Below are 22,024 nucleotides of genomic sequence, written 5' to 3'. Positions count from 1 at the left end.
CGCAAGCGGATCAATCAGGCGTTTTGCCTGATTGATCCGCCTGAAATACCTGCTTCTGCCTCAGCAGCAAACTCAACGATTCCTCGCTTTAAAAAAGGTGTAATGCTGGTAAGGCTCGCTAGGTAAATAAATCGCCGCAGTTTGCGCTGGAATATCAAGCATCACACTACCAGCCTGCACTTTGGTGGCAGGGGCATGACCCAGTGCATCATGCAAAGGCACACCGTCATACCAGTGAGAGTAAGGGATTAATAGCTTGGTTTGTAAGGCGCGATCAGATAAATTCACAATCACTAAAGCCGCCTCACCAATCACCTCAGTAGCGCGTAAGAAAATCAGCGCATTGCCTGCCAACCTATCGCCCAATACCTGCACATCGCCATATTGCAGCGCTGGATTATTCTGACGAATAGCAATCAGCTGCTGCACAAACTGACGCTGCCCATGATTCCAATCGGCCTGATTCCAGCGCATAGGACGGCGGCAATCGGGGTCCGCCCCGCCTTCCATTCCGATTTCTTCGCCATAATAAATCAGCGGGATACCGGGTAAGGTGAACTGCATCATCAGCGCCAGCTGTGCTTTTTCTACACTGCCCACGGTAGTCAGCAGCCGTGGCGTATCGTGGCTGGAAAGCATATTCCATGAGCAGAGTAGGCCACTCAAACCGTAAGCTTCTCTGGCGTCTTTGAGCGCATAATTCATTTGCAGCGCATCAATCTCCCCCGCCAGCCATGCCAGCGTGGCGGTGCGATACCAGTAATTCATCATGCCTTTAAAACCGCCTCCGGCCTGAAACCAACTCCCCGAAAAACCATTCAGCTCGCCAAGCAAACCGGCGTTGGGGAAACGCTGGGCAATGATAGTCGCCATTTCCTGCGCCACTTCTATTCCTACATCCTGCGCCACATCAAAGCGCCAATTATCTACCCCCTTAGCCAGCCAGTGCTGCACCAGGCTATCGGGCTGGCGGTATAAAACATCGCGAACGGCGGGGTTGCTTAGGTTCAGCTCCGGCATCAGGCCATAATCCTGCCAGCAGAGATATGTGCCATCGTCTGCAAAACTAAACCAATCACGCTTGGCTGCGTCCCCTGCCTTAGCCGCCAAAAACCACGGATGGCTATCGGATACATGATTAAGCACCGCATCCAGCGTCAGGCTCATGCCTTTGGCGTGTAATGCCTCAATCAGCCGCAGCAAGGCAGCTTCTCCTCCAAACATCGGATCGATGGCAAAGAAATCCACCGCATCGTATTTATGATTGCTGGGGGCGGTAAACACTGGCGTTAAATAAACTCCCGTGATGCCTAGCTCGACGAGGTAATCCAGGCGATCCCGAATACCATCCAAGTCCCCGCCAAAAAACTGCATGCCCCAAGGCTGATCCAGCGTTGTATCGTCCCAGCCCCGCTTTACGACATCAGGATGTGCATACGCCGCCTGCGCCAGCTTTGCGCTACTTGCAAGCCCGCCACCAATGGCAAAACGCTCAGGGAAAATCTGATAAATAATCTGACTCGCCATTTGCTTGGTGGCGGCATCCAGGGTGTTTTTCATGATGGACTCGGGCAAGGAAAAGACAGTAAACCCTATCGATTAGCTGACGCGGGAAGGATGGATTGATTATTGAATAAAAACCCCGGTCGTGCGCGGTTAAATATGAGGAAGTAGCGGGCTGATTGGCAAAGTCAGGTAATTCATTCTGGGCATAGCTTGCAAACAAACTTCCAAATATTTTAAGTAAAATGATAACATTACGAAAAAATATAGTACGCAATTAACCAAGCAAAGCAACATTCATCCCGCCAGCTATATAAGGCATATACAGTGAAAAAAAGTATCGCTATTGATATGGACGACACGGTTGCAGATACCTTGCAACGCCATCTCACTTGGTACAAAAATGAATTTGGAATTACGCTTTCCAAAGAGATGCTTCGTGGAAAGAAAATCTATGATGTGGTTTTGAAAGAGCATTTAAATACAGTTCGCTCTTTTCCTCATCACCCCGATTTTTTTCGAGATTTAGATGTGATTGAAAATGCCGTAGAAGTTATATACGAGCTATCAAAATATTATGAAATATACTTTGCAAGCGCTGCAATGGAATATCCCTCCTCGTTTAATGCAAAGTACGATTGGCTAAAAAATAATTTTCCCTTTATTAATGAAATGAACTTCATTTTCTGTGGGTATAAAGGAATGCTCAATTGCGACTACCTTATTGATGATAGTTCAAGGCATATTGATAACTTTTCTGGACAAGGCTATTTATTTACCTCTGAAAAAACATAAACGAGACCGGCTACCAAAAAATTAACAATTGGCTGGAAGCAAAAGAACTCTTTGTTGGCAGCTAGCTCAGTTTATGTTTAAGCCAACAATTATAATTTTAAAGATTAATAAATTGGAATAAATAACTCAGTCACAGAATCAGGGTGATCGGGGGCCAGAAATCGCTGATCCATATATTCAAACTCGATGCCATCAATAGCTCTTAGCCCTGCGGCAGGCAGCCAGCGACTATGAATGGATCGAAAAGTATCCGCCAATCCACTTACCGGGCCAATATGTTCAAAACGGGCATAGCGTTGCTCTGGCACATCGAGCGCATCCATTCCATCTGGAACCGGCGCGTCAGCCGCCACTTCCAGTGCTGCCAGATAACGCCACAGGCCATCAGCTAATGGCTGACAAAGCCCATAGCTGCTGCCGGGGCGAATATCGGCGATTTCATGTTCGCGTTGTAAAAAACGCCCCCACATTTCAGGAATACTGCCTTCATCCTGCGGGCTCCAGGCAAGGCCAATCACACGGAAAGCGGGGCGGGTAACAATCTCAGGGGTTTGCATAGCGACAGGGCTCCTTTGGGCTTGTGCGAGATAAAGCTGGATTTGTGTGAGCTGCTCTTGCTTATCTTCGATCTCGCTCTGCAACCGTGTAGTGTGGGATTGCAGTAGCTGGCGCAGTGCCTGATCATCCGTGCCGGTTTGCCAGAGCTGGCGAATTTCTTCCAGAGGCAGGCCAAACTGGCGCAGGCGGACAATCTGCCCTAGCTCCGCTACCTGAGCAGGCAAATAATAGCGGTAGCCATTATCACAGCCGGTGAAAGCAGGACTAAATAAACCAATGCTGTCGTAATGCCTGAGCGTTTTAGTGCTCAGGCCGTAGCAGCGGGCAAGTTGTCCAATCGTAAGCATGGAATGTTCTCGTAAGCAGATGGACATAGTATCGACCTTACCGCAGGGGCAAGGTCAAGAGGCAAATCGCAAAATCTAATCCTGCGAGGCCAATTTTTATGCACGTCCTTACCCCAGCTTACAAATCACTTGTCATTTTTATAAATAATAATGATTCTTGTTATCTTTAAGTTCAAACGGTATGATTCGCCGCTTTTCTGCCTTGGGTTGTGTTCGGTGTTTGAGCGTTATTACCACGATTTGCATCACTTTATTTCCCGTTCCATCGGCTGCCGCGATAAGGCACAGGATGTGGTGCAAGAAGCTTATGCGCGCGTGTTAGCCAGCGACCATAAAGATAGCGCGCTGGGCGCTTTGCTCTATACCACCGCTAAAAATATCGTGATTGATCAATACCGGCAGAATAAATCGCGCCAATACGATAATTATGAACAGCTCGAGCTGGCCGCATCACGTGCCGACGAGCCGGAGCAGCGCGCTGCGGGCAGGCAATCTATGAACCATTTGCTTGAGCTGATCGATACCCTGCCCCCCCGCAGCAAAGAAGCCTTTGTGCTGTATAAATTTGATGGCTTAAGCCATGCCGAAATTGCTAAGCAAATGGGGATTTCGATCAATATGGTGGAAAAACACATTATTAACGCCATGGTGAGCTGCAAAAAAGGCATGGCCGCGCGGGGTGGAAAATGAGCACAGATTATCTAGCGGCTCAATGGCTACTCAGACAAGAGCAAGGCCTCGATCAAGCGGGAGAAATCGCATTACAGCAATGGCTGGCAGCCCATCCCAGCCACCAAATCGCATGGACGGAAATGATGGACATGGATGCGCTGCTCGGCCAATTACCCGCCAGCCAGACTACAGCATTAAGCCGAGACGTTCGCACCCAACTCACCACACGCACTTCGCCCTCATTCTGGAACCGCTGCTGGCAACGCGCTTGCAATGCTTTTCCACAAATGGCAATTGCATCCTGTGCGATGGTGGTACTCGTATGCAGCTTGCTGTGGTTTGATCAACGCCAGCCGCAATATCAGCAAACCTTTACCACCGCCCGTGGCCAGTTTATTTCGCAAACGCTGCCCGATGGCAGCAAGGTAGAGCTCGATACCGGCTCCGAGCTGCGTGTTGCGCTCTATAGTGATCGGCGCGAGATGCGCTTGCTGCAGGGTCAGGCGATGTTTCATGTCAACAAAGATGCAGACAAACCCTTTCATGTGCTGACTGATCACGCCCGTATTACCGTGCTCGGCACGCAATTTGCCGTGCGCAATATCAATGAGCAAGTGAATGTGGCGGTGAAAGAAGGCAGGGTACGCGTCACTGCATTTAATCAGCGTGAAGACCAAACCAGCGGAACCGCCATTTTGCAAGCAGGTGACGCCATCAGTCTGCTAGCTGGTGATTTATCGGCCATTAAACATATCGCGCCGGAAGCGGTCGCCTGCTGGCGTAAAGGACGGCTGACGTTTGATAACACCACGCTGGCCGACGCACTGGCCGAATTTGAGCGCTACACCCCAACTGGCCTATCTATTGCCTACCCAAGCCTTGCCAAATTACGCATTAGTGGCAGCTTTGAAGTCAGCAAACTCAAACAATTCACCACCGCCCTGCCGCAGGTTTTGCCGGTACGTGTAAACAAGGGGCGGATAGAGAGTGCGGCCCCTATCCCTCCCTCAAAAACGTAGGGCGGCTTAGGCCAATTGAAATGCTAAATAATGATAAAACTGTTTCTTGGCCATAACCCACCGCAGCATAGTGCCATGGTGGGTACGCGGCCGAAATAAATCGGCTTCCTTAAGCGCCACCAAGAGCGGCCTAACCCACCCTACTTCCTCAATATTTAAAAATATTTTCCCCAACACATCAGGGTATCGGCGTTTCATTCGTTTTACTTGTGAATGATTCTTAAAATCATCTATGAGAGAATAGAAACCTATGAAAGCATCCCGCCGCCGCACAGCAATTCGTCCTTTGATTTTGGCGCTTAGCTTGGCTTTTGCAGCACCACTGGCCAGTCACTCAGCCCAGCCTACTGCTACAGAATTTAATATCAGCACCCAGCCACTGAGCCGCGCACTGAACGAGCTTGCTCGTCAGGCAGGCATGGTCTTGCTGGTCGATGCCAAGCTCACTGAAGGCCACCAAAGCGCGGCGCTCAAAGGCACATATAGTGTGCGTGATGCATTACGGCAATTACTGAGCGGCAGTGGTTTGCGCGCCGAAGTCAATAGCGATGGCACCATTGTTTTAAAGCCGGAGCCGCAAACTGATAAGGCCGTTGCCATTGGCGCGGTAAAAGTCAGCGGTGCGGCAGCAGCGTTTTTAAGTGATGAGCAAATCGAAGCCAGCGATCGCCCCTATGTAAAGCCGGGCTCGTCGGCACATATCAGCCGCGAAAATATTGATCGCTTTCGGGGCACCTCGCCCGCCGATATTTTTAAAGGTACGCCCGGCGTGGTAGTGGGCGATGCAAGGAATAGCGGCGCGGTGGATGTGAATATCCGTGGCATGCAGGGCCAGGGCCGCGTACCGGTGTTGATTGATGGCAGCTTGCAATCCTCTACCGTTTACCGGGGATACGCAGGGATTGCCGATCGCAGCTATATCGACCCGGAGCTGATCAGCGAAATCACGATCGCCAAAGGCCCAAGCATGGGCGTTGAGGGTGCGGGCGCAATTGGTGGCCTAGTGAGTATGCAAACATTGCGTACCGAAGATATTTTAAAACCGGGTGAGCGCAGCGGCTTTAGAATCCGCACCGGCCTGCAAGACAATAGCAAGGAAGCACCAACTAACTTTGAAACCACACCACGCACCGATCGTAACAATCTGCTGGACCCGCGCAGCGGCTTTCTAAGCCTTGCCTACGCCACCCGGCAAGATGATTTTGATCTGATCGCCGCCATCAGCCATCGCAGCACGGGCAATTATTTTGCAGGTAAAAATGGCTTTAGCAGCTACCAGAATATTGATAAGAATGGCGATGATGACGGCATTACGCGCTTCTATCATGCGGGTGACGAGGTTTTAAACACCTCGAACACCACCGATTCTGCTCTGCTGAAAACCACCATCAATCTGAGCGACGATCAAGCTTTAGAGCTCGGTTACCGCTATTTTAAAAGTGCTTATGGCGAAATTATGCCTTCGCAAATCTTGCGCAATAACACCGGCATTATTAAGCAATGGAAGCCGAGCGAAGTCAGCACCGATGCGTGGACTGCACGCTATAAATATCAGCCCGCTGACAACCCACTGATTAGCCTGAAAGCCAATCTGTGGTACACCGATATGGAAAGCGCGGCGCGCAATGGCGATGTTTTCCGCAACCCACACGAAGGCAAACCCACCAACTGGGATCACGAATGTGAGCAATGCGTAGAAACACTCTACCTAGCTAAAAACCAATCGCAGCGCTATGGTGCCGATTTAAGCAATACCTCACGCTTTGATAGCGCCTATGGTGCTTTTAGCCTGAACTATGGGTTTTCACTGCAAAAAGAAGATATCGCCCCATCTGATAGCGTAAAAATAGATATTGATGATTTAAACCACAACCGCACCTTGCGCAGCGGCACGCGTAATGAGGAAAGCGCTTTCCTTAATATGCAATGGCAGCCTACAAGCTGGTTGACCGTAGAAGCCGGTGGCCGCTATTTGCGCTACCGCAGCCAGGATCGCAATGTCACCGCCACCCAACTCAAAGAGCCACTAGGCTGGAAGCGTATTTATTTATATAACGATAAAAATGATCGGATCGGTACAGTGCTCTGGCATCAGGATCAAAACGGCCAGTTTAGCGATGCAACTAATCCGCTTAAAGCCAGCAAAATTGTTCTGGAACACGAAAAAGACGAAGATCCGGTAGAAATCAGCAGCAGCCAAGTGCACGAATCCACTGTCGACGATATGGTTTATCACGACGACATCCCCGGCGCGTTTAGCCGCAGCACACCGATAGAGCGTGAAGGCAGCGGCTTTGCGCCTGCTTTTGGCCTGAGCTTTAAGCTTAGCGATAATATCAGCAGCTACCTGCGCTACACCGAAGGGCTGCGCATGCCTAGCCTTTATGAATCCACCGTTGGCTTCTCGGCGACTTTCTCTTCACCTCTGGAGCCCGAGCACAGCAAAAACTGGGAAACCGGGGTTAGCTTTATTAAAGATGGTGTATTTACAGCAGACGATAAGCTGCGCCTGAAAGTGGCTTACTTTAATAACACCACCGATCACTACATTACCCGCGTACAAATATCAGGTAAAAAAGCATGGGAGCAGAATTTTTCTATGGCAAATATAGATAGCTATAGCGTTTCTGGTTTTGAGCTGCAATCGTCTTACGACAGGGGTGATTTCTTTGGTGAATTAGCCACCACACTGAATCACAAAGCAATGATTTGCGATTCAAAAATGGCGGGCTATTTACGCACTAAAGCCCGCTTCATACCCAATATGAGTGCAACCCCTGACTGCTCGCCAGTTGGCTTCACCTCATCCTATGTTAGCAATATGATTCCACCAAAAATCAGCACCAATGCTACTTTCGGTGCACGTTTGCTGGATCAGAAACTAACGATGGGCTTACGTGCCAGCTATGTGAGCGGCCCATTAAACACCGCAGAAAAAGACTCAACCTGGCAACACTCCAGCGGCACTGCGGTACAGATCAAAACCCTGCCCTACAGCCTGGTTGATCTCTTTGCCAGCTACAAAATCAACGCCGATACCCAGCTCGATATGACCATCGACAATGCCACCGATCGCTACTACCTCGATCCGCTCTCACTCAGCCTGATGCCAGGGCCGGGGCGCACGGTAAGGATGTCGCTAGGCATGAAGTTCTAAACCGTTTTGCTTGTCTCGGCCATTGGGCAAGCTTAAGCATTTCTATAGGGCGGGCATAAAACTGCACCGCCCTGTAGCAATTTTTAAATATCAATCAACCTTTATGACTAGAGTAAACAAACCACTATGAATGCTGTTGCCGAATTAAGCCGTACCCAACAACTTAAAGCCTTAACGACTGACACACACGATCAGCTGGATAAGCGCATCATGGCCAATAAGCCATTTGCAAGCCGTGATAACTACGCCCGCTTTCTGATTGCCCAGTATGGCTTTCTGCGTGATTGCGATCCGCTTTATGACAACGCACAGCTGGCCGCCCTTTTTCCTGATCTAGCCGAGCGCCGCCGCTATGATCGCATTGCTGCCGATATCACCGACTTAGAACGCAGCCTGCCGGCACACGATACTTTGCCCACCCTTGCACATACTCAAGATATTCCCACCGCTTTGGGCTGGATGTATGTCACCGAAGGCTCTAAACTTGGCGCGGCTATTTTATTAAAAATGGCGGCAAGCTTAGGCTTGTCCGAAGAGTTTGGTGCTCGTCACTTAGCCGGAGCACCAGAAGGGCGCGCTAAAAACTGGCGCGAATTTGTAGCTGTACTTGATGGCATTGCCTTAAGCGCGACCGAAGAAGCACGCGCAGTAGCCGGTGCCAAGGCCGCTTTCACCCGCATGAATAACCATTTAGATCAGGTGTATTAATGCATCAACGCGGACTGCATGCGCCATTACGCTGGGCCTATCTTGTGCTTGGTGGCTTAATGGTGCTGCTGGGTATTATCGGTGCATTTTTACCCGTTATGCCCACCACTGTTTTCTTGCTGCTGGCACTGGCTTGCTTTAGCAAATCATCACCACGCCTTGAACAATGGCTGCTGCAGCATCCGCGTTTTGGCCCGTCGCTTCGCGCCTGGCGGGAGCATCGTGCTATACCGAAGCGGGCTAAAATTTTGGCCTGCCTCGGCATGTTGCTGGGGCTGATCGTGCTAGCCTTCTCCCCCGTCCCCAAATGGGCCGTGGCAAGCGTCGCTCTGTGCGAGCTTATGGTTGCTATTTACATCATCCGCCGCCCCGATCTAGCAAATGATGAAGCAAAACCTGCCGCCACTCCCTGTACTCAACAATCAGTAGAGCAAGGTTTAAAACGCAGCCTTGTCATCAGCCTCTTGCTGCATCTGGGCCTGCTCAGCTATTTTGTAAGCAACTGGGCCAGCACACCAGTCAGCCCCAAATTTGCCAGCGAAAAAATGGAAGTCACCCTGCTACAGGCCGCAGCGCCAGCCATTCCACTTGAGCAAACCGAAGCCAAACACGTCAGCCAGGCAGCGGCCAAGCAAGCGCCCAAAGAAGCCAAGCCCACCCCCAAGGCCATACCTCAGCCGAGTGAGCAGATTGTAAGCAAAACGCTGGCCGAATCAACGCTTTCAGCCTCGGCTCAGCCTGAGAAAAAAGCCAGCGAGCAAGCCAGCAGTAAAGAAGTGGGCCCGCTGAATAAAACCGCAGCTATCGCCGCAGCCCCGGCAGCCCCTCCCGCCTCTCAGCAACAAGCCAGCGGCGGCAGTAATAGCTGGGAAGGCAAAGTGCTTGCCCGCCTAGAGCGCTTTCGCCGCTACCCCACCGCCGCCCGTATGCGCGGCTTTGAGGGCGTGGTCTATTTGCGTATTCTGATTAATCGTGAAGGGCAAGTGCTCTCGGCCAAACTAGAGCGCAGCTCTGGCGTGCCTGCGCTCGACAAGGCCGCCATGGAAGCCCTCAACCGCGCAGCCCCCCTCCCCCGCATCCCCGCCGATCGACCTGAAGAGCTGGAACTACTGGTGCCGTTTGAGTTTTTTATTGAAAATTGATTAAACCTTGAATTAGATCAAAATTCAAAATAAAAATAAGGCATTGATTCATTTATAAAAAAGCACGCTTAGCCGTGCTTTTTTATCTGCGGCGATATCGTTTAATAGAAATTTCGTTACAAAAAATGACTTACTTAAATTCAGCATAATTTAAAATTATTTTTTAAAAAGTAATCCTTAGCAACTCAAAAAATGAAATAATGACAACGTTCTAAAAAAACTTACCTTGTCTAACCCCTACGAGAAATTTAATGAAGAAATTAGCTGTTCTTATCTCTCTGCTCATGATGACCGGTTGTGCATCTGTTGAAATGATCAAAGCATCGCCTGAAAAAATAAGCTCAATCAATGGAAAAACGTTAACCACCGTCAACTACGAAAAACCTGACTTTATTGCGTCTACGCCCGAGAAAGCCATGTTTGGCGTTTTAGGCGTAATTGCTATGGTTTCAGCGGGCAATGACCTAGTTAAAAATAATAATATTGATGACCCTGCAGTGATGCTTACCAAAGAACTTAAAAATAAACTAGCTGATCGCTTGAAATCAAAAGAAATCAAAGAAGTTATTAATTTAAGTGATGATTCAACGAATGAAATAAAAAAGACAGTAGAGGCAGGTAGCTTAGTGTTTGATGTCAAAACGCTGGGCTGGACATTTAACTACTTTCCAACTAATTGGACGCACTACAGAGTGATTTACAGTGCTCGTGCCCGTTTGCTTGATCCAGTAGATGGAAAAATAATTGCTCAAGTTCCATGCACTTACGTATCAGATGATGAAAAAACAGCTGCAAGTTATGATCAACTTACCGCGAATAATGCATCATTACTAAAAGAAAAATTAACGGCCGCAGCTAAGGCATGCGGCACTATTTTTGAGCAAAATATTTTTGCAGGATAAAATAGCTATTGTAAGATTAGGAACGAATCAGCTTAAGTGGTTTCTAATCAAAATATAGTACTTAGGGTGCGTGTGTTCTTAGAGCCCACGCGCCTTATATCATTACCTTAATTTATCGCGACCAACACCTCAGCTTCACCAGCATGCAATATATTTATATAAATGCCTCAGAACAGAATGATTTTTCTGATTAATATTTAATCAGAAAAGCCTCACTCCTCTTCTATCGAACAGGGCTAGCACTTGATGAGTCGATATGGCTATATCTAAAAACATACGCTATTTTCTTTGCCTGTTTATTCTACAAACCAGCCTACTTTCAGCCCAAGCAGCTGATCAGCTCAAGGCAGTAACTGAATATCTGCCGCCATTAAATTATGAAAAAAATGGCAAAGTGCTTGGTTTTTCCAGTGAATTACTCGATTTAATTGCACTTGAAGCAAAAATTCAGATAAAAAAAGAAATCCTGCCCTGGCCTCGTGCTTATAAAAGAGCTAAAGAAGAAGACAACACTGTGATTTATTCACTGGTACGCACACCTGAGCGTGAATCGCAATTTCAGTGGCTGGGCCCGATTAGCCCGCGCAGTATCATGCTTTATCGTTTATCCCAGCGCACAGATATTGTGATCAAAAAGCTGGATGATGCCCGTGCTTACAATATTGGTGTGGTGCGCGAATCTGCAGCGAGCGAAAATTTAATTCGCTTGGGGTTTGATACCAATAAGCTTGATTTAGCCTTAGATGATGAAATTAATATGCGTAAATTTAAATATGCACGATTTGATTTATTACTCTCACTGGATTGGGCTGCAAACTTCAATGCCGAGAAACTTGGCATTCAAAATGATATTGTACCGGTGCAGCTGGTGATGAGACAGCCAGATTATTGGTTTGGCATCAGCCTGCGTACGGATCCAGCCATTGTGCAGCGAATGAATCGTGCGCTTCATAAAATAAAACGAGATGGCCGTCTTAATACCTTAAAGCAACGCTATTTAGCCGAATTTAAAAACGAGCGGCATTCATGATCAATGAATTGCTTATTTAAAAATAGTAAGGTCATTTTAATCACAGGCCATCAGCATGATCACGCTTACTGCAATCCGCTCTACAGATCAGTCCTTGCTCACAGGCTTGTGCCAACTCTTGAGCGATGCCGTACATGGCGGGGCATCGGTTGGTTTTCTTGCGCCCCTATCCCCGGAGGATGCAAGGCAATACTGGGAGCATGTTTACTTATCACTGGATGACGGGCTTTATCTATGGGTAGCAAAAGAGCAAGGCAAGGTAGTGGGATCGGTACAGCTTTCGACCTGTACTAAGCAAAATGGCAGCCATCGGGCCGAAATCCAAAAACTATTTGTACTTAGCGAGCACCGTGGCCAGGGTATTTCCAGCCTGCTGATGAGGGCCGCCGAATCCTTTGCGCACCAGCTTGGACGCAGCTTGCTGGTGCTGGATACGGAAGCGGGCTCGCTGGCAGAAACCATTTACCGCCACCTAGGCTGGCAACGAGTGGGAGAAATCCCCGACTATGCAGCCAGCCCCGATGGCACACTGCAGCCCACGGTGTATTACTACAAATTCAGCACAGCCCATGATTGAGCTAAGCGCTGCCCGTAAAACCCAACTCAAAGGATCAAATATGAAATATATCAGCATGATGATGGGCGCTCTGCTTACTGTAGGCACTGCTCAAGCGCAAACGCCGCCCCGGCTACGCACGCCTTTTGTGGAAAACTGGGGCCAAGTACCACCGGCAGTATTAGACAGGCAAGCCAAAGAATTTGCAGATACTTACTTTCTGGAAGGTCTGGGAGAGCGTAAAGAAATTGCATTCACTTTTGACGACGGCCCCAGCTTGGATACCCCCGCCCTGCTTGATTTACTCAAAAAAGAGAATGTAAAAGCCACGTTTTTCTGGCAAGGCAGCCAGATTGAGCAGTTTCCCGATACCGTACGCCGTGCGCTGGCCGAAGGGCATACGCTGGCTAACCACAGCTATAACCACCCCGATTTAAGCAAACTGGAAGAAAACGGTGTCTGGTGGAAAGATCAGATTGAAAGAACCCAGCAAGCCTACCAAAAAGTAGTCGGGTTTCAGCCCAGTATGATGCGGCCACCCTATGGCTTTTTAAACGATAGCCAAATTAAAAGCCTGCGGGATAAAGGCATGAAAGCCATTTTATGGTCGGTAGATAGTGCCGATTGGTTTCATACTTACCAAAACAAAATGGACGAGCTAGCTAGCAACGCCATAGAAAACGTAATCAAGCAATATATCCACCCGGAAGCAATTGTATTAATGCACGATTCTGGTGGCCGTGGCCGTAAGCCCACCATCATGGCCACATCACGCCTGATTCCTGTGCTAAGAAAACAAGGCTATCAATTTACAACAGTAGATAAGCTACTAAATATCCCTGCGAAATTAGCACCGGTAAAACCCACGCCTACCCTCTAATTTCTACCTAATCAGCCGTTCTGTTTTCTAGCCCAAAGCAGAACGGGCAATCCCTGGATAGCCAATCATGAATATCAAAGCCACAAAAGACTATTGCCGATCGCTCGCCGGGGTAAGCGAAAATGAATTTTCCGCCCCTTCTAATGTTTTAGTTTTTTATGTTGGCGATAAGCAATTTGCCTATTTTAAAACCAGCCAGCCAGAACAATGGCGTTTCAGTATTCGAGTAGGTGCGGAACGTTTTTTAGAATTAACCGATCAAGCGGGAATCAAGCCCGCCCGCTATATGCAGCGCTTTCACTGGATCAGTATTATTAATGTTGAATTACAAGAAAGTAATCTGATAAAAACACTGATTGATAGCTCATACCAAAAAGCATTCAGCAGCCTAAGTAAAAAAGCACAGGCAATCATCATTCATGGTTTTTCGAACGAAATAGAATGATAAAACTCGCTCATATTTTTAACTCTTTTCATAAAAATATCTTTCAACTTACCCGCTTTCAAGCTTGAATTAAATTCAGCCATTAATAGTAATCTGTCTTTTTCTTTTATGCTGGTTTTAGAGAAATAAAACCCCGAATAAGTCAGCGGCAGAGATTCCATGGGTATCGCTTGTAATTTAGATGCCAGATTAAATTTCTCAATCGATTTGGCAAAGGTAGCTGTACCCACAATGGTGGCATCGCATCTTTTCTCAAGCATTTTACGTGCAATCACATCGGTATCTAATACGTCTTCTAATTGATTTTTCTGGCGCAATTTAGCAAGCAGCTCCCTATATTCCGGTCCTGTATCAAAACCTCTTACCACATTCACTGTTAATTTGCCCTGCATTAAATCATCGAGAGGCTCTCCGCCATTCGGGCGCTCTTTTAATACAATTAAACTAGGTTGCTCAGAAATAACATTGATATAGTCTGCGATTGCATCCCGCGTTGCGGTTCTTGATGCTGCAATTAAATCAATTTTCCCGGATTCAAACATGCGCAGCGCACGTATTCTGGGCATCACTTCATAAATAAACTGGCACCCCGTGGCTTTAGTGATCTCAGCCAGAAAATCAGGCACCACGCCCGTAACGCGATCTGCATCATCCACTTCCATAAAAATACTAAGCGGGCTTGCCGCCACAATAAATGGTCGGGAGCATGGGGTAGCCGCCATAGAGATGCTCGGCAATGTCATCAAAAAACCAATCAGATACATTGCAGCTCTTTGCTGAAACATAGCTAACCTCTGTATTCATCGCTCATCATAAAAATGGGCTAGTTGATTTTACTCAGTTCAGCATAGCTCAAGCAAAATAGCCCGTAGTGATAGCGCATAGACGGCAAAGCGCCGTGGATGTCTGGGAAAAAGCCAGCATGTCCTGAACGCTTTTCTTGCGCATCAAACGCATATTCAAAATCCGATTTGCAGCCAGCACCTTTTACCTATTGGTCTACAGCGGCATGGCAAGATTACTTTAAATTGGCTTGCATCGTGTTTTAAACAAGGCAGAAACCAGAGCAACAAAAGGGGCGTTTTCAGCCATAAAGCTGTCAGCCCCTTTCCCCTTGTCACTTCAACTGGCTTTTTTCATATCAGGCAAGAGCAAGGCAATCATCCCCCCGAGCGGTAAAAATGCCGTAAAGTGGTAAACGCTGGCAATGCCATATTGATCGGCAAAGCTGCCAATCACCGCAGCACCTATGCCCGCCACACCAAAGGCAAGCCCAAAGAACAAGCCCGAGACCATGCCCACCTTGCCCGGTAGCAGCTCTTGCGCCAGCACTAAAATGGCCGAAAAAGCCGATGACATCACCACGCCAATAATAAAACTCAGCGCAATTGTGCCGTTTAAATCCATATAGGGCAGCGCCAGCGAAAACGGTGCTGAGCCTAAAATAGAAAACCAGATCACCCGCTTGCGGCCAATCCGATCACCAATCGGCCCACCCAAAATCGTCCCCAAGGCCACGCCAAATAAGAAGATAAACAACATCAGCTGCGCTGCTTGAGCGCTCAAGGCAAAACGCTCGATCAGATAAAATGTGTAATAGCTGTGAAAGCTAGACATATAGATATACTTGGTAAAAACCAAGGCAATCAGCACCGCCATCGCATAGAGCGTCTGGCGCTGCGGCAAAGGCTGAATCGCCCTATGTGCCTTACTGCCTGCGTTTTTGTGCTGACGCGCTTTCCAAATACTAATCTGCCACAGCACCGCCATCGCCAAAAGGGCTGCAGGCGAGAACCACGCCAGACTGCCCTGCCCCAGCGGAATTACAATCAGCGCAGCAAGCAAAGGCCCGCAAGCACTACCCGCGTTTCCCCCCCCCTGAAAAATAGACTGCGCTAGCCCATGCTTGCCACCCGAAGCCAACCTTGCCACACGGGACGATTCGGGATGAAAAATAGCCGAGCCGGTGCCAGTCAGCCCCGCCGCCAATAGCAATAAGCCAAAGGTAGCCGCTTGCGAGAGCAATAACAGCCCGCACATTGAAAAGCCCATCCCCACCACCAGCGCATATTTCTGCGGATGCTTATCGGTAAAGCTGCCCACCAGCGGCTGCAAAATCGATGCAGTAATCTGGTAGGTGAGCGTAAGTAAACCAATCTGGGTAAAGCTCAGGTGATAGCTGCCTTTGAGCAGCGGATACAGCGCCAGAATTAAGGATTGCAACATATCATTTAAAAAATGCGCGCTACTGATTGCTGCTAATACGCGATAGCGCGTGGCCTCGATCGCTGGCTTGATCTCCATCATTGCCGTGGTCATGACATTTACCTTTGTTGTTTTATAGATGCATGTTAAGGTCATTAATCACGCCTGTCTTACGCAGATAAGGCGACAACTATTGCAAAAACGACACGATGGCGACGATTCAAAACTTAGGCCCACCACGTGAACTGGGCAATGCACTCTTGATCGGTAAATCGGGCGAGCGCGAATCAGGCACCAGCACGATTCGGCACCAGCACGAAGTGGCGCAATTGCTCTATGGCATCAGCGGCGTAATGCGTGTGATTACGCCTTACGGCCAATGGATTGTGCCACCCAACCGTGGTATCTGGCTGCCTGCCGGTGTGTGGCATGAGGTGCATATGCTGGCTTTTGTAGAAATGCGCACGGTGTATATCCACCCCGATGCCCTACCCAATCTGCCCTGCTGCGTATTGGCGATCACCCCGCTGCTCCGCGAACTAATCTTGGCGGCGGTAAATTTTGATCAGCCCTATCCAAATGACAGCCGCGAAGGCCGCATTATCCGGCTGCTGCTCGACGAAATCATCAGCATTCCCACCCTGCCCATGGTGTTGCCGATACCGGAAGACAAAATCCTGCGCCTGATTTGCGACCAGCTACTCGCCGCACCCGACGATATACGCAGCAGCAGTGATTGGGCGAGCAAAATAGGGGTGGACGCCAGAACGCTGCAACGCCGCTTTAATAAAAGCACCGGCATGACCTTTGGCGAATGGCGACGGCAAGCCAGATTATTAAAAGCACTGGAGCGCTTAGCCAGTGGTGAACGCGTCATTGATATCGCCCTCGATTCCGGCTACGCCAGCCCCAGCGCTTTTACCGCCATGTTTAAGCGCCAATTTGGCGTAGCACCGAGTGAGTTTTTTAAGTAAAAAGCGTGGCAAAGAAAACCCCAAATATTGAATCACGGTGAACAACTACGCTGAGGGACATTAATAAAAAAGAATGCGCCGAAACCAAACAGCGAGCGACAAAAACACACAGAACCTACTTAAACTCAGCATTACAATTGCATAAATTGCCAATATGTACGATTAAATCAGTGGCAATTTGTGACTAAACGCAAAGTATCAACCCTCGTATAGTGATGTAATTCGGTGAACGTCGAGGGCATCATGCAAATTACTCATCTAAAAGCCGCAGAAGTATTTTCTATCCGGGCCATCAAAACATGGATTCATTGTGCTGCAGGCCAAATCTGGCTTAGCCACGATGGGCGTGATGTTATTTTGGAATGCGGGCAAAAATGGCAGATCGAGGGTACAGATACGGTGGTTATTCAAGCCTTACAAAATAGCCGCTTTGTTTTTGCAAACAACGCACACCTTTCGCAATCAGAGCAGAGTGCTGTTTTTAGCATGAATAATCAGCCACGTCATTTAATTGGCAGCTAAGTTGCTTAGCGTGTACTGCTAAGCCAATCAATTGGCCGGGATAGATTGCAGTTTTTCTAATTCATTCTGTGTATCCTGGCGAATCTGGCTTAATTTGATTACTTCACTTTTTTTAGGCTGGGCTTCCAGCATGGCCCAATGCTCGCCTAGCGTTTCTGCACCAATTTGCAAGGCAATTCCTTTGGCGCTATGTGCATAACGCACCGCATCCTGCCCTGCTTTCTGATCGAGTGCCGTTTGATAAAGCACTTCTAACTCGGCAATCCGATTCAACCCTTTCTGGCTTAATACTAAATAGCGATCTAATTTAAAGCCCAGTGCTTTAATGGCCGAATGATGATTAAGCAGCACTTTATTCAGATTAAAGTGGCACTCCTGACGGTGACCCAGCAGTTTAATCAATTCATTTATTTTAAATGGTTTTCTTAAATGCGCACTAAATGCACTAAAGCCAGCAGCTTTTTGCAACTCTTCTAAAGGGCTGGCAGAAACAAGATAAATGGGTTTCTTCCATTTTTGCTCTCGCAAAATACCGGCAGCAGTCATTCCATCCATTTCTGGCATTTGATAATCCATGATAATGCTATCAATGCCTGAGTACCGGTTCACTTGCATAATGGCATCTAAGCCATTTTTTGCCTCAATCGTATGAGCACCGAAATCTTGCAAAATACCGCAGATCATTTCACGGTTAATAATTTCATCTTCAACCACCAGAATAGTTTGCCCAAGCAAAGATTGTGGCTTAGGCCGAATAAGCTGCTCAGGAGCGGCAGAAACCACAACAGGCTGCGTTTCTATCGACACAATAAACTCGCTTCCCTTGCCCTCTTCACTGATAAAAGTAATATCGCCCTGCATAAGGCGTGCGTAATCACGGCTTAATGATAAACCCAACCCTGTTCCGCCCGCTAATTGGCCTTCTTTGCTTTGCTCAAAAGGAGAAAAAATGCGAGGGTGATCTTCTTTTTTAATACCGCAACCACTATCAGCCACCACAGCGTGCAGTAAATAACAATGTCTTAAGGACTCACCGTAGAGCGTTAGAGTAATTGTGCCATTTTGAGTAAATTTAAGGCTGTTGCCTAATAAATTAATCAGAATCTGCCGCAATTTACCTGCATCAAGGCTTAAATGAACAGGAAGATCTGCCGCTAAAACCACATTAAAGATGACACCTCTTTCCTTCGCCATCATGCTGAACATGGTTTCTAATTCTACTTTTAGCATTTTTAAGTTAATCGTTTCAATAATCAGCAATATTTTATTCTGCTCTGATTTTGACAAATCTAATACATTATTAAGCAGGCTTAATAAATGCGTGCCGCTATTTGCAATATAGCCAATCTCACGTTTTTCGTTTGAAGCTAAATTTTTATTATGTAATAGGCGATCCGCATAGCCCAGAATAGAAGTCAATGGTGTACGAATCTCATGACTAATATGTGCTAAAAAACGGCTTTTAGTTGCATTTGCTATTTCTGCCTGCTGCCTTGCTTCTACCAGTGTTTCTGCCAGCTCAGCTAATTTTTTACGGTTTTGTTCTGATTTCCATAAGGCATAAATACCCAGAGAAGCAAAAATAATTAACAGCAAGATTTGTGTGGTGGCGAGCAGTATTCTCAATTCGCCCCAGTGAGTAATGTTTTTCCGATATTCATCAACTGCTTTTGCCTCCTGTGTTCTGGCTTCCTGAATCAGATTATTTACAGCATCTTGCTGTTGCTTAGTTTCATATTGAAAAAGATACCATTCTTTTTCAGAAGAAAAACCTTTGTTTAACTTTTTTTCACTGCTGTGAATAAAATCAACCAAGGGCATCAGTAGTTTTAATTGTAATTTTTTATCTTTAAATAGAACAGAAGATTCAATTTCATTTTTTGAAAAACTATCAATCCGACTAAAGTAAATATCAAAACGAAAATTCACATTATCCAGCTGACGCCGATCACCATACTGCACAACCTCGCGTAAACGATAATATTCATTACTCAACTGAAAAAACTGCCAGAGCTGGTTATCCATCCCAAATTGATTAGCCCGGTCTAATTCTCTTTTTTGCTCTAATTCAAAATGCACAATCAAGCTAAAATTCATCAGCAGAACAATACAAATTGCGCTTAAAATAATTCTGAACCGGGTCATAATTATTCCGCCTTAATGCTATTTAATTGCCAGCTGCAGCGGCGAAAATATTGCGTGCTGATTAGTTCTTTATGCTGATGAAATGGATAAATTAAAAACAACGGCCCTTTATCGCGCACCGACATGATTTTTCCATTTCGCTTGCGGGCTAAAATCACATCGTATTGCAATGCATCGCTCACGGGAATTGATATTGCATAATCATTGAGTGCGATTAATTTAATATTGCCATCATTTATGCCAGCCAGTTTTAGCACATCACGAAGCAGCGGGCCTTCAAAATTTTGGGGGGTGGGATACCAAGGAGTAAGTACGGTCATGCTGATATGCGGTATTTTGGCAAAGCTTACATCATTTAATTTAATTACGGGAGCTACGCCCGCTTTACCACTTACTGTAAGGATAATTTCATCGGTCTTTGCAATCGCTGTAGAGCCCAAAAATATCAGGCATAAACTTAAAAAGGCAGCACGAAGCATTGAAAATCCCTGAACAGCATAAACATTAGCATATTGTAATATAAAAATCATTCTTATGTAATTACAATGCCACTTAAAAATGCATAACAGATCGCCCATTTATTTTGCGAGAATTGTTTAATAAAAAAGGCAACACCTCTCGGTGCAGCCTTTTTATTTGCGCTTCAAAAAGTAATTTATGCTTTTGTAATCTTCCTCATTAAATGCCATCTTGACGCTTAGATTATTTTTTTCCTAAATAAGCATCTAATGCCGCACGGCCAATTGATGGATCATCGGTAAAGAAACCATCAATCCCTGCTTGCAGAAATACCGTAAGCTCTGCTGCCAAATCGCCGCGCTCGCTCAGCGATTTAACATCGCCTTTGCGCAAATTAGCCGGCAAAAATGGGTTTTCCGGGCGGAAGGTATAAGGATGCAAAACTAAATTGGCAGCATGCGCGTCTTTTACCAAGCTAGTCGGTGTGCCCAAATTATTATTGGCATCGCGTGGAATAATCATGTCTTTAGACGGGCCAACACCATTGGCATACTTAGCGACTTCTTTTAAGCCAGCAGCAGTGGCAATATCTGCATAGCTGCGCTTATCCCCGGCTAGGCGAAAATCCTCTGGCTGGCCAGCGGCCGACAAAAGCTGAACAATCGGCAAATCAGTCAGAGTGCGGATTTCTTTAAGATTAGCCACTTCAAAAGACTGAATAAACACCGGCGCAGTTTTGCCCTTATAGCCATTGGCATGCAGCATGTCCACCAAGCGTTTTTCAAGCGGAAGGCTAATCGACTTAAAATAACTAGGGTGCTTGGTTTCAGGGTAAATGCCAATCGTGCGGCCGGTTTCTTTAGTCTTGGCTTTCGCCAGATCAATCACTTCTTGCAATGTAGGTATTTCAAATTGTCCATCGTATTTGGTGTTTTCCGGTCGATTAGCCGGAATACGCTCTTTGGCTCGCAGTGTTTTTAGCTCGGCTAAAGTAAAGTCTTCGGTAAACCAGCCGGTGTAATCTACATTATCAATTTTTTTAGTTTTTTTGCGAGCAGCAAACTCGGGCTTATCTGCCACATTGGTGGTGCCGGAGATTTCATTCTCATGCCTTGCTACTAATACGCCATCTTTAGTGCTCACCAAATCAGGCTCGATCACATCAGCGCCCGCTTCAATCGCCTTGGTATAAGCCGCAAGCGTGTGCTCCGGGCGCAAAGCCGATGCGCCGCGATGGCCAATCACTAACTTGGCCGGAAGAGGTGTTGCCACTGCTTGCGTAATCACTGGCAATGGATCGGCATCATCGCCACCGCATGCTGTAAGGCCCAGTGCGATAGCAAATAATGTAGCGGTAGACAGCGTTGTTAATTTAATAGGCAACATAGATAGGGTATCGAAAATGAAAGGTAAGCCAATCTAGCCAACTACGATGACATACTCATGACGATAAGCTTTGTCCACTATAAATAGCCGCCCCAGCGATTGCCGCTGAGGCGGCAACCAGCTTACTGAGTAAGCGCTTTATTACGTACTAACTCCAGCTCTGCGCGGCTAACACGCTGATCAGCTTGCAGCTGGGCCAGCAATTGCAATAGCTCTGCCCCTGGTGCAGCTTGCAGCAATAATACGGATTGAGTGCGAAATTTAACGCTCAAGCCGTACTGGCTGACAAGCGCCTGCTCATCCACCGCATTTTTCAGCTGCAATAAAACTGCGCCACTCACCGTAGCAGGCAAGCGCTCCTGCGCAGAGCCGAGCACATCGCCCGCATACAGCCCTGCTTCTGGCTCTGCCGCCATCCGGCGAATAATCTGTGGCTCAGAAGCGAGCGAAGCCGCTGGCGCAGACGCTGTATTGCCCTGCTTAAAATACGTTTTGCCATTCACTTGCACCGCTTCACCACTTACAGGCGGCAGCAAAACAGAAGGTGCGGCAATTACGGCCACATTGGCTGTGCACAATGCAGATAGCAAGATGATTGAATAACGATTCATATTCGGCT

Annotated in this window: 21 protein-coding genes; 13 read left to right on the top strand and 8 right to left on the bottom strand. The window is 47.3% G+C overall.

Annotated elements, in window-relative coordinates; translation table 11 throughout:
- Positions 1 to 72: 72 nt before the first annotated feature.
- Positions 73 to 1,560, bottom strand: a complete 1,488-nt coding sequence (locus tag VN23_RS02240; RefSeq protein ID WP_052746774.1) for a glycoside hydrolase family 13 protein — start codon at positions 1,558 to 1,560, stop codon at positions 73 to 75.
- Positions 1,561 to 1,830: 270 nt separating this feature from the next.
- Between VN23_RS02240 and VN23_RS02235 the strand changes: the two genes are divergently transcribed.
- On the top strand, positions 1,831 to 2,298 hold the full coding sequence (locus VN23_RS02235) for a 5' nucleotidase, NT5C type (RefSeq protein ID WP_052746775.1): 468 nt from the start codon (positions 1,831 to 1,833) through the stop codon (positions 2,296 to 2,298).
- 104 nt (positions 2,299 to 2,402) lie between these two features.
- On the opposite strand, the gene VN23_RS02230 is transcribed toward VN23_RS02235, so the two are convergent.
- Complete coding sequence (locus tag VN23_RS02230) at positions 2,403 to 3,203, bottom strand: MerR family transcriptional regulator (RefSeq protein ID WP_046353401.1); 801 nt, start codon at positions 3,201 to 3,203, stop codon at positions 2,403 to 2,405.
- 216 nt (positions 3,204 to 3,419) lie between these two features.
- Here VN23_RS02230 and VN23_RS02225 point away from each other — a divergent pair, with 216 nt between their 5' ends.
- The 10 genes from VN23_RS02225 to VN23_RS02175 all read left to right on the top strand — a co-directional run bounded on the left by VN23_RS02225 (position 3,420) and on the right by VN23_RS02175 (position 13,714).
- Positions 3,420 to 3,893: an RNA polymerase sigma factor gene (locus VN23_RS02225; protein WP_046353402.1), complete on the top strand. Its 474-nt coding sequence runs from the start codon at positions 3,420 to 3,422 to the stop codon at positions 3,891 to 3,893.
- The gene (locus VN23_RS02220; protein ID WP_052746776.1) at positions 3,890 to 4,894 is read left to right on the top strand and encodes a FecR family protein; all 1,005 of its coding nucleotides are present in this window, start codon (positions 3,890 to 3,892) and stop codon (positions 4,892 to 4,894) included. Before VN23_RS02225 ends, VN23_RS02220 begins: the two co-directional genes overlap by 4 nt.
- A gap of 250 nt (positions 4,895 to 5,144) precedes the next feature.
- A complete protein-coding gene (locus VN23_RS02210) occupies positions 5,145 to 8,051 on the top strand; it encodes a TonB-dependent receptor (RefSeq protein WP_052746777.1) in 2,907 nt (968 codons plus the stop codon).
- Positions 8,052 to 8,177: 126 nt separating this feature from the next.
- On the top strand, positions 8,178 to 8,759 hold the full coding sequence (locus VN23_RS02205) for a biliverdin-producing heme oxygenase (RefSeq protein WP_046353404.1): 582 nt from the start codon (positions 8,178 to 8,180) through the stop codon (positions 8,757 to 8,759).
- Positions 8,759 to 9,901 (top strand): TonB family protein, encoded by a 1,143-nt coding sequence (locus VN23_RS21245; RefSeq protein WP_082752556.1) that lies wholly within the window; start codon positions 8,759 to 8,761, stop codon positions 9,899 to 9,901. The genes VN23_RS02205 and VN23_RS21245 overlap by 1 nt, the downstream gene beginning before the upstream one ends.
- A gap of 251 nt (positions 9,902 to 10,152) precedes the next feature.
- Complete coding sequence (locus VN23_RS02195; RefSeq protein WP_156455098.1) at positions 10,153 to 10,803, top strand: hypothetical protein; 651 nt, start codon at positions 10,153 to 10,155, stop codon at positions 10,801 to 10,803.
- A gap of 256 nt (positions 10,804 to 11,059) precedes the next feature.
- Complete coding sequence (locus tag VN23_RS02190; protein WP_052746778.1) at positions 11,060 to 11,833, top strand: substrate-binding periplasmic protein; 774 nt, start codon at positions 11,060 to 11,062, stop codon at positions 11,831 to 11,833.
- Positions 11,834 to 11,888: 55 nt separating this feature from the next.
- Positions 11,889 to 12,410, top strand: coding sequence for a GNAT family N-acetyltransferase (locus VN23_RS02185; protein ID WP_046353406.1), 522 nt, complete (start codon positions 11,889 to 11,891; stop codon positions 12,408 to 12,410).
- 40 nt (positions 12,411 to 12,450) lie between these two features.
- The gene (locus VN23_RS02180) at positions 12,451 to 13,269 is read left to right on the top strand and encodes a polysaccharide deacetylase family protein (protein WP_197433004.1); all 819 of its coding nucleotides are present in this window, start codon (positions 12,451 to 12,453) and stop codon (positions 13,267 to 13,269) included.
- 67 nt (positions 13,270 to 13,336) lie between these two features.
- Complete coding sequence (locus VN23_RS02175; protein ID WP_046353407.1) at positions 13,337 to 13,714, top strand: MmcQ/YjbR family DNA-binding protein; 378 nt, start codon at positions 13,337 to 13,339, stop codon at positions 13,712 to 13,714.
- Here VN23_RS02175 and VN23_RS02170 read toward each other — a convergent pair.
- Both VN23_RS02170 and VN23_RS02165 read right to left on the bottom strand, forming a co-directional pair.
- The gene (locus tag VN23_RS02170; protein WP_082752554.1) at positions 13,687 to 14,499 is read right to left on the bottom strand and encodes a substrate-binding periplasmic protein; all 813 of its coding nucleotides are present in this window, start codon (positions 14,497 to 14,499) and stop codon (positions 13,687 to 13,689) included. The two genes, VN23_RS02175 and VN23_RS02170, sit on opposite strands and share 28 nt — an antisense overlap.
- Before the next feature lie 337 nt (positions 14,500 to 14,836).
- Entirely contained in the window at positions 14,837 to 16,033 is a 1,197-nt protein-coding gene (locus tag VN23_RS02165) for an MFS transporter (RefSeq protein WP_062654796.1), read from the bottom strand.
- Between the two features lie 95 nt (positions 16,034 to 16,128).
- On the opposite strand from VN23_RS02165, the gene VN23_RS02160 reads away from it, so the two are divergent.
- Both VN23_RS02160 and VN23_RS02155 read left to right on the top strand, forming a co-directional pair.
- Entirely contained in the window at positions 16,129 to 16,893 is a 765-nt protein-coding gene (locus VN23_RS02160; RefSeq protein ID WP_046353410.1) for an AraC family transcriptional regulator, read from the top strand.
- 243 nt (positions 16,894 to 17,136) lie between these two features.
- Complete coding sequence (locus VN23_RS02155; protein WP_046353411.1) at positions 17,137 to 17,415, top strand: DUF2917 domain-containing protein; 279 nt, start codon at positions 17,137 to 17,139, stop codon at positions 17,413 to 17,415.
- A 27-nt stretch (positions 17,416 to 17,442) separates the two neighbouring features.
- Here the strand turns inward: VN23_RS02155 and VN23_RS02150 are convergent, their stop codons facing one another.
- From VN23_RS02150 to VN23_RS02135, 4 genes are all read right to left on the bottom strand, one after another.
- Positions 17,443 to 19,560: an ATP-binding protein gene (locus VN23_RS02150; RefSeq protein ID WP_046353412.1), complete on the bottom strand. Its 2,118-nt coding sequence runs from the start codon at positions 19,558 to 19,560 to the stop codon at positions 17,443 to 17,445.
- Between the two features lie 2 nt (positions 19,561 to 19,562).
- Complete coding sequence (locus tag VN23_RS02145) at positions 19,563 to 20,138, bottom strand: molybdopterin-dependent oxidoreductase (protein ID WP_156455097.1); 576 nt, start codon at positions 20,136 to 20,138, stop codon at positions 19,563 to 19,565.
- 124 nt (positions 20,139 to 20,262) lie between these two features.
- Positions 20,263 to 21,405: a glycerophosphodiester phosphodiesterase gene (locus VN23_RS02140; protein ID WP_046353414.1), complete on the bottom strand. Its 1,143-nt coding sequence runs from the start codon at positions 21,403 to 21,405 to the stop codon at positions 20,263 to 20,265.
- A gap of 122 nt (positions 21,406 to 21,527) precedes the next feature.
- The gene (locus VN23_RS02135) at positions 21,528 to 22,016 is read right to left on the bottom strand and encodes a hypothetical protein (RefSeq protein ID WP_046353415.1); all 489 of its coding nucleotides are present in this window, start codon (positions 22,014 to 22,016) and stop codon (positions 21,528 to 21,530) included.
- Positions 22,017 to 22,024 lie beyond the last annotated feature (8 nt).

Source organism: Janthinobacterium sp. B9-8 (assembly GCF_000969645.2).
In the GTDB taxonomy this organism is placed as follows: domain Bacteria; phylum Pseudomonadota; class Gammaproteobacteria; order Burkholderiales; family Chitinibacteraceae; genus Iodobacter.
The sequence above is the reverse complement of the archived record's forward strand: the minus strand, read 5'-3'. Positions and strand labels throughout refer to the sequence as shown.

Excerpts from the sequence above, each read along its gene's own strand:
- VN23_RS02240 (WP_052746774.1), bottom strand. The coding sequence starts at position 1,560 with ATGAAAAACACCCTGGATGCCGCCACCAAGCAAATGGCGAGTCAGATT.
- VN23_RS02230 (WP_046353401.1), bottom strand. The coding sequence starts at position 3,203 with ATGCTTACGATTGGACAACTTGCCCGCTGCTACGGCCTGAGCACTAAA.
- VN23_RS02220 (WP_052746776.1), top strand. The coding sequence starts at position 3,890 with ATGAGCACAGATTATCTAGCGGCTCAATGGCTACTCAGACAAGAGCAA.
- VN23_RS02210 (WP_052746777.1), top strand. The coding sequence starts at position 5,145 with ATGAAAGCATCCCGCCGCCGCACAGCAATTCGTCCTTTGATTTTGGCG.
- VN23_RS02205 (WP_046353404.1), top strand. The coding sequence starts at position 8,178 with ATGAATGCTGTTGCCGAATTAAGCCGTACCCAACAACTTAAAGCCTTA.
- VN23_RS21245 (WP_082752556.1), top strand. The coding sequence starts at position 8,759 with ATGCATCAACGCGGACTGCATGCGCCATTACGCTGGGCCTATCTTGTG.
- VN23_RS02195 (WP_156455098.1), top strand. The coding sequence starts at position 10,153 with ATGAAGAAATTAGCTGTTCTTATCTCTCTGCTCATGATGACCGGTTGT.
- VN23_RS02190 (WP_052746778.1), top strand. The coding sequence starts at position 11,060 with ATGGCTATATCTAAAAACATACGCTATTTTCTTTGCCTGTTTATTCTA.
- VN23_RS02185 (WP_046353406.1), top strand. The coding sequence starts at position 11,889 with ATGATCACGCTTACTGCAATCCGCTCTACAGATCAGTCCTTGCTCACA.
- VN23_RS02180 (WP_197433004.1), top strand. The coding sequence starts at position 12,451 with ATGAAATATATCAGCATGATGATGGGCGCTCTGCTTACTGTAGGCACT.
- VN23_RS02175 (WP_046353407.1), top strand. The coding sequence starts at position 13,337 with ATGAATATCAAAGCCACAAAAGACTATTGCCGATCGCTCGCCGGGGTA.
- VN23_RS02170 (WP_082752554.1), bottom strand. The coding sequence starts at position 14,499 with ATGTTTCAGCAAAGAGCTGCAATGTATCTGATTGGTTTTTTGATGACA.
- VN23_RS02165 (WP_062654796.1), bottom strand. The coding sequence starts at position 16,033 with ATGACCACGGCAATGATGGAGATCAAGCCAGCGATCGAGGCCACGCGC.
- VN23_RS02160 (WP_046353410.1), top strand. The coding sequence starts at position 16,129 with ATGGCGACGATTCAAAACTTAGGCCCACCACGTGAACTGGGCAATGCA.
- VN23_RS02155 (WP_046353411.1), top strand. The coding sequence starts at position 17,137 with ATGCAAATTACTCATCTAAAAGCCGCAGAAGTATTTTCTATCCGGGCC.
- VN23_RS02150 (WP_046353412.1), bottom strand. The coding sequence starts at position 19,560 with ATGACCCGGTTCAGAATTATTTTAAGCGCAATTTGTATTGTTCTGCTG.
- VN23_RS02145 (WP_156455097.1), bottom strand. The coding sequence starts at position 20,138 with ATGGGCGATCTGTTATGCATTTTTAAGTGGCATTGTAATTACATAAGA.
- VN23_RS02140 (WP_046353414.1), bottom strand. The coding sequence starts at position 21,405 with ATGTTGCCTATTAAATTAACAACGCTGTCTACCGCTACATTATTTGCT.
- VN23_RS02135 (WP_046353415.1), bottom strand. The coding sequence starts at position 22,016 with ATGAATCGTTATTCAATCATCTTGCTATCTGCATTGTGCACAGCCAAT.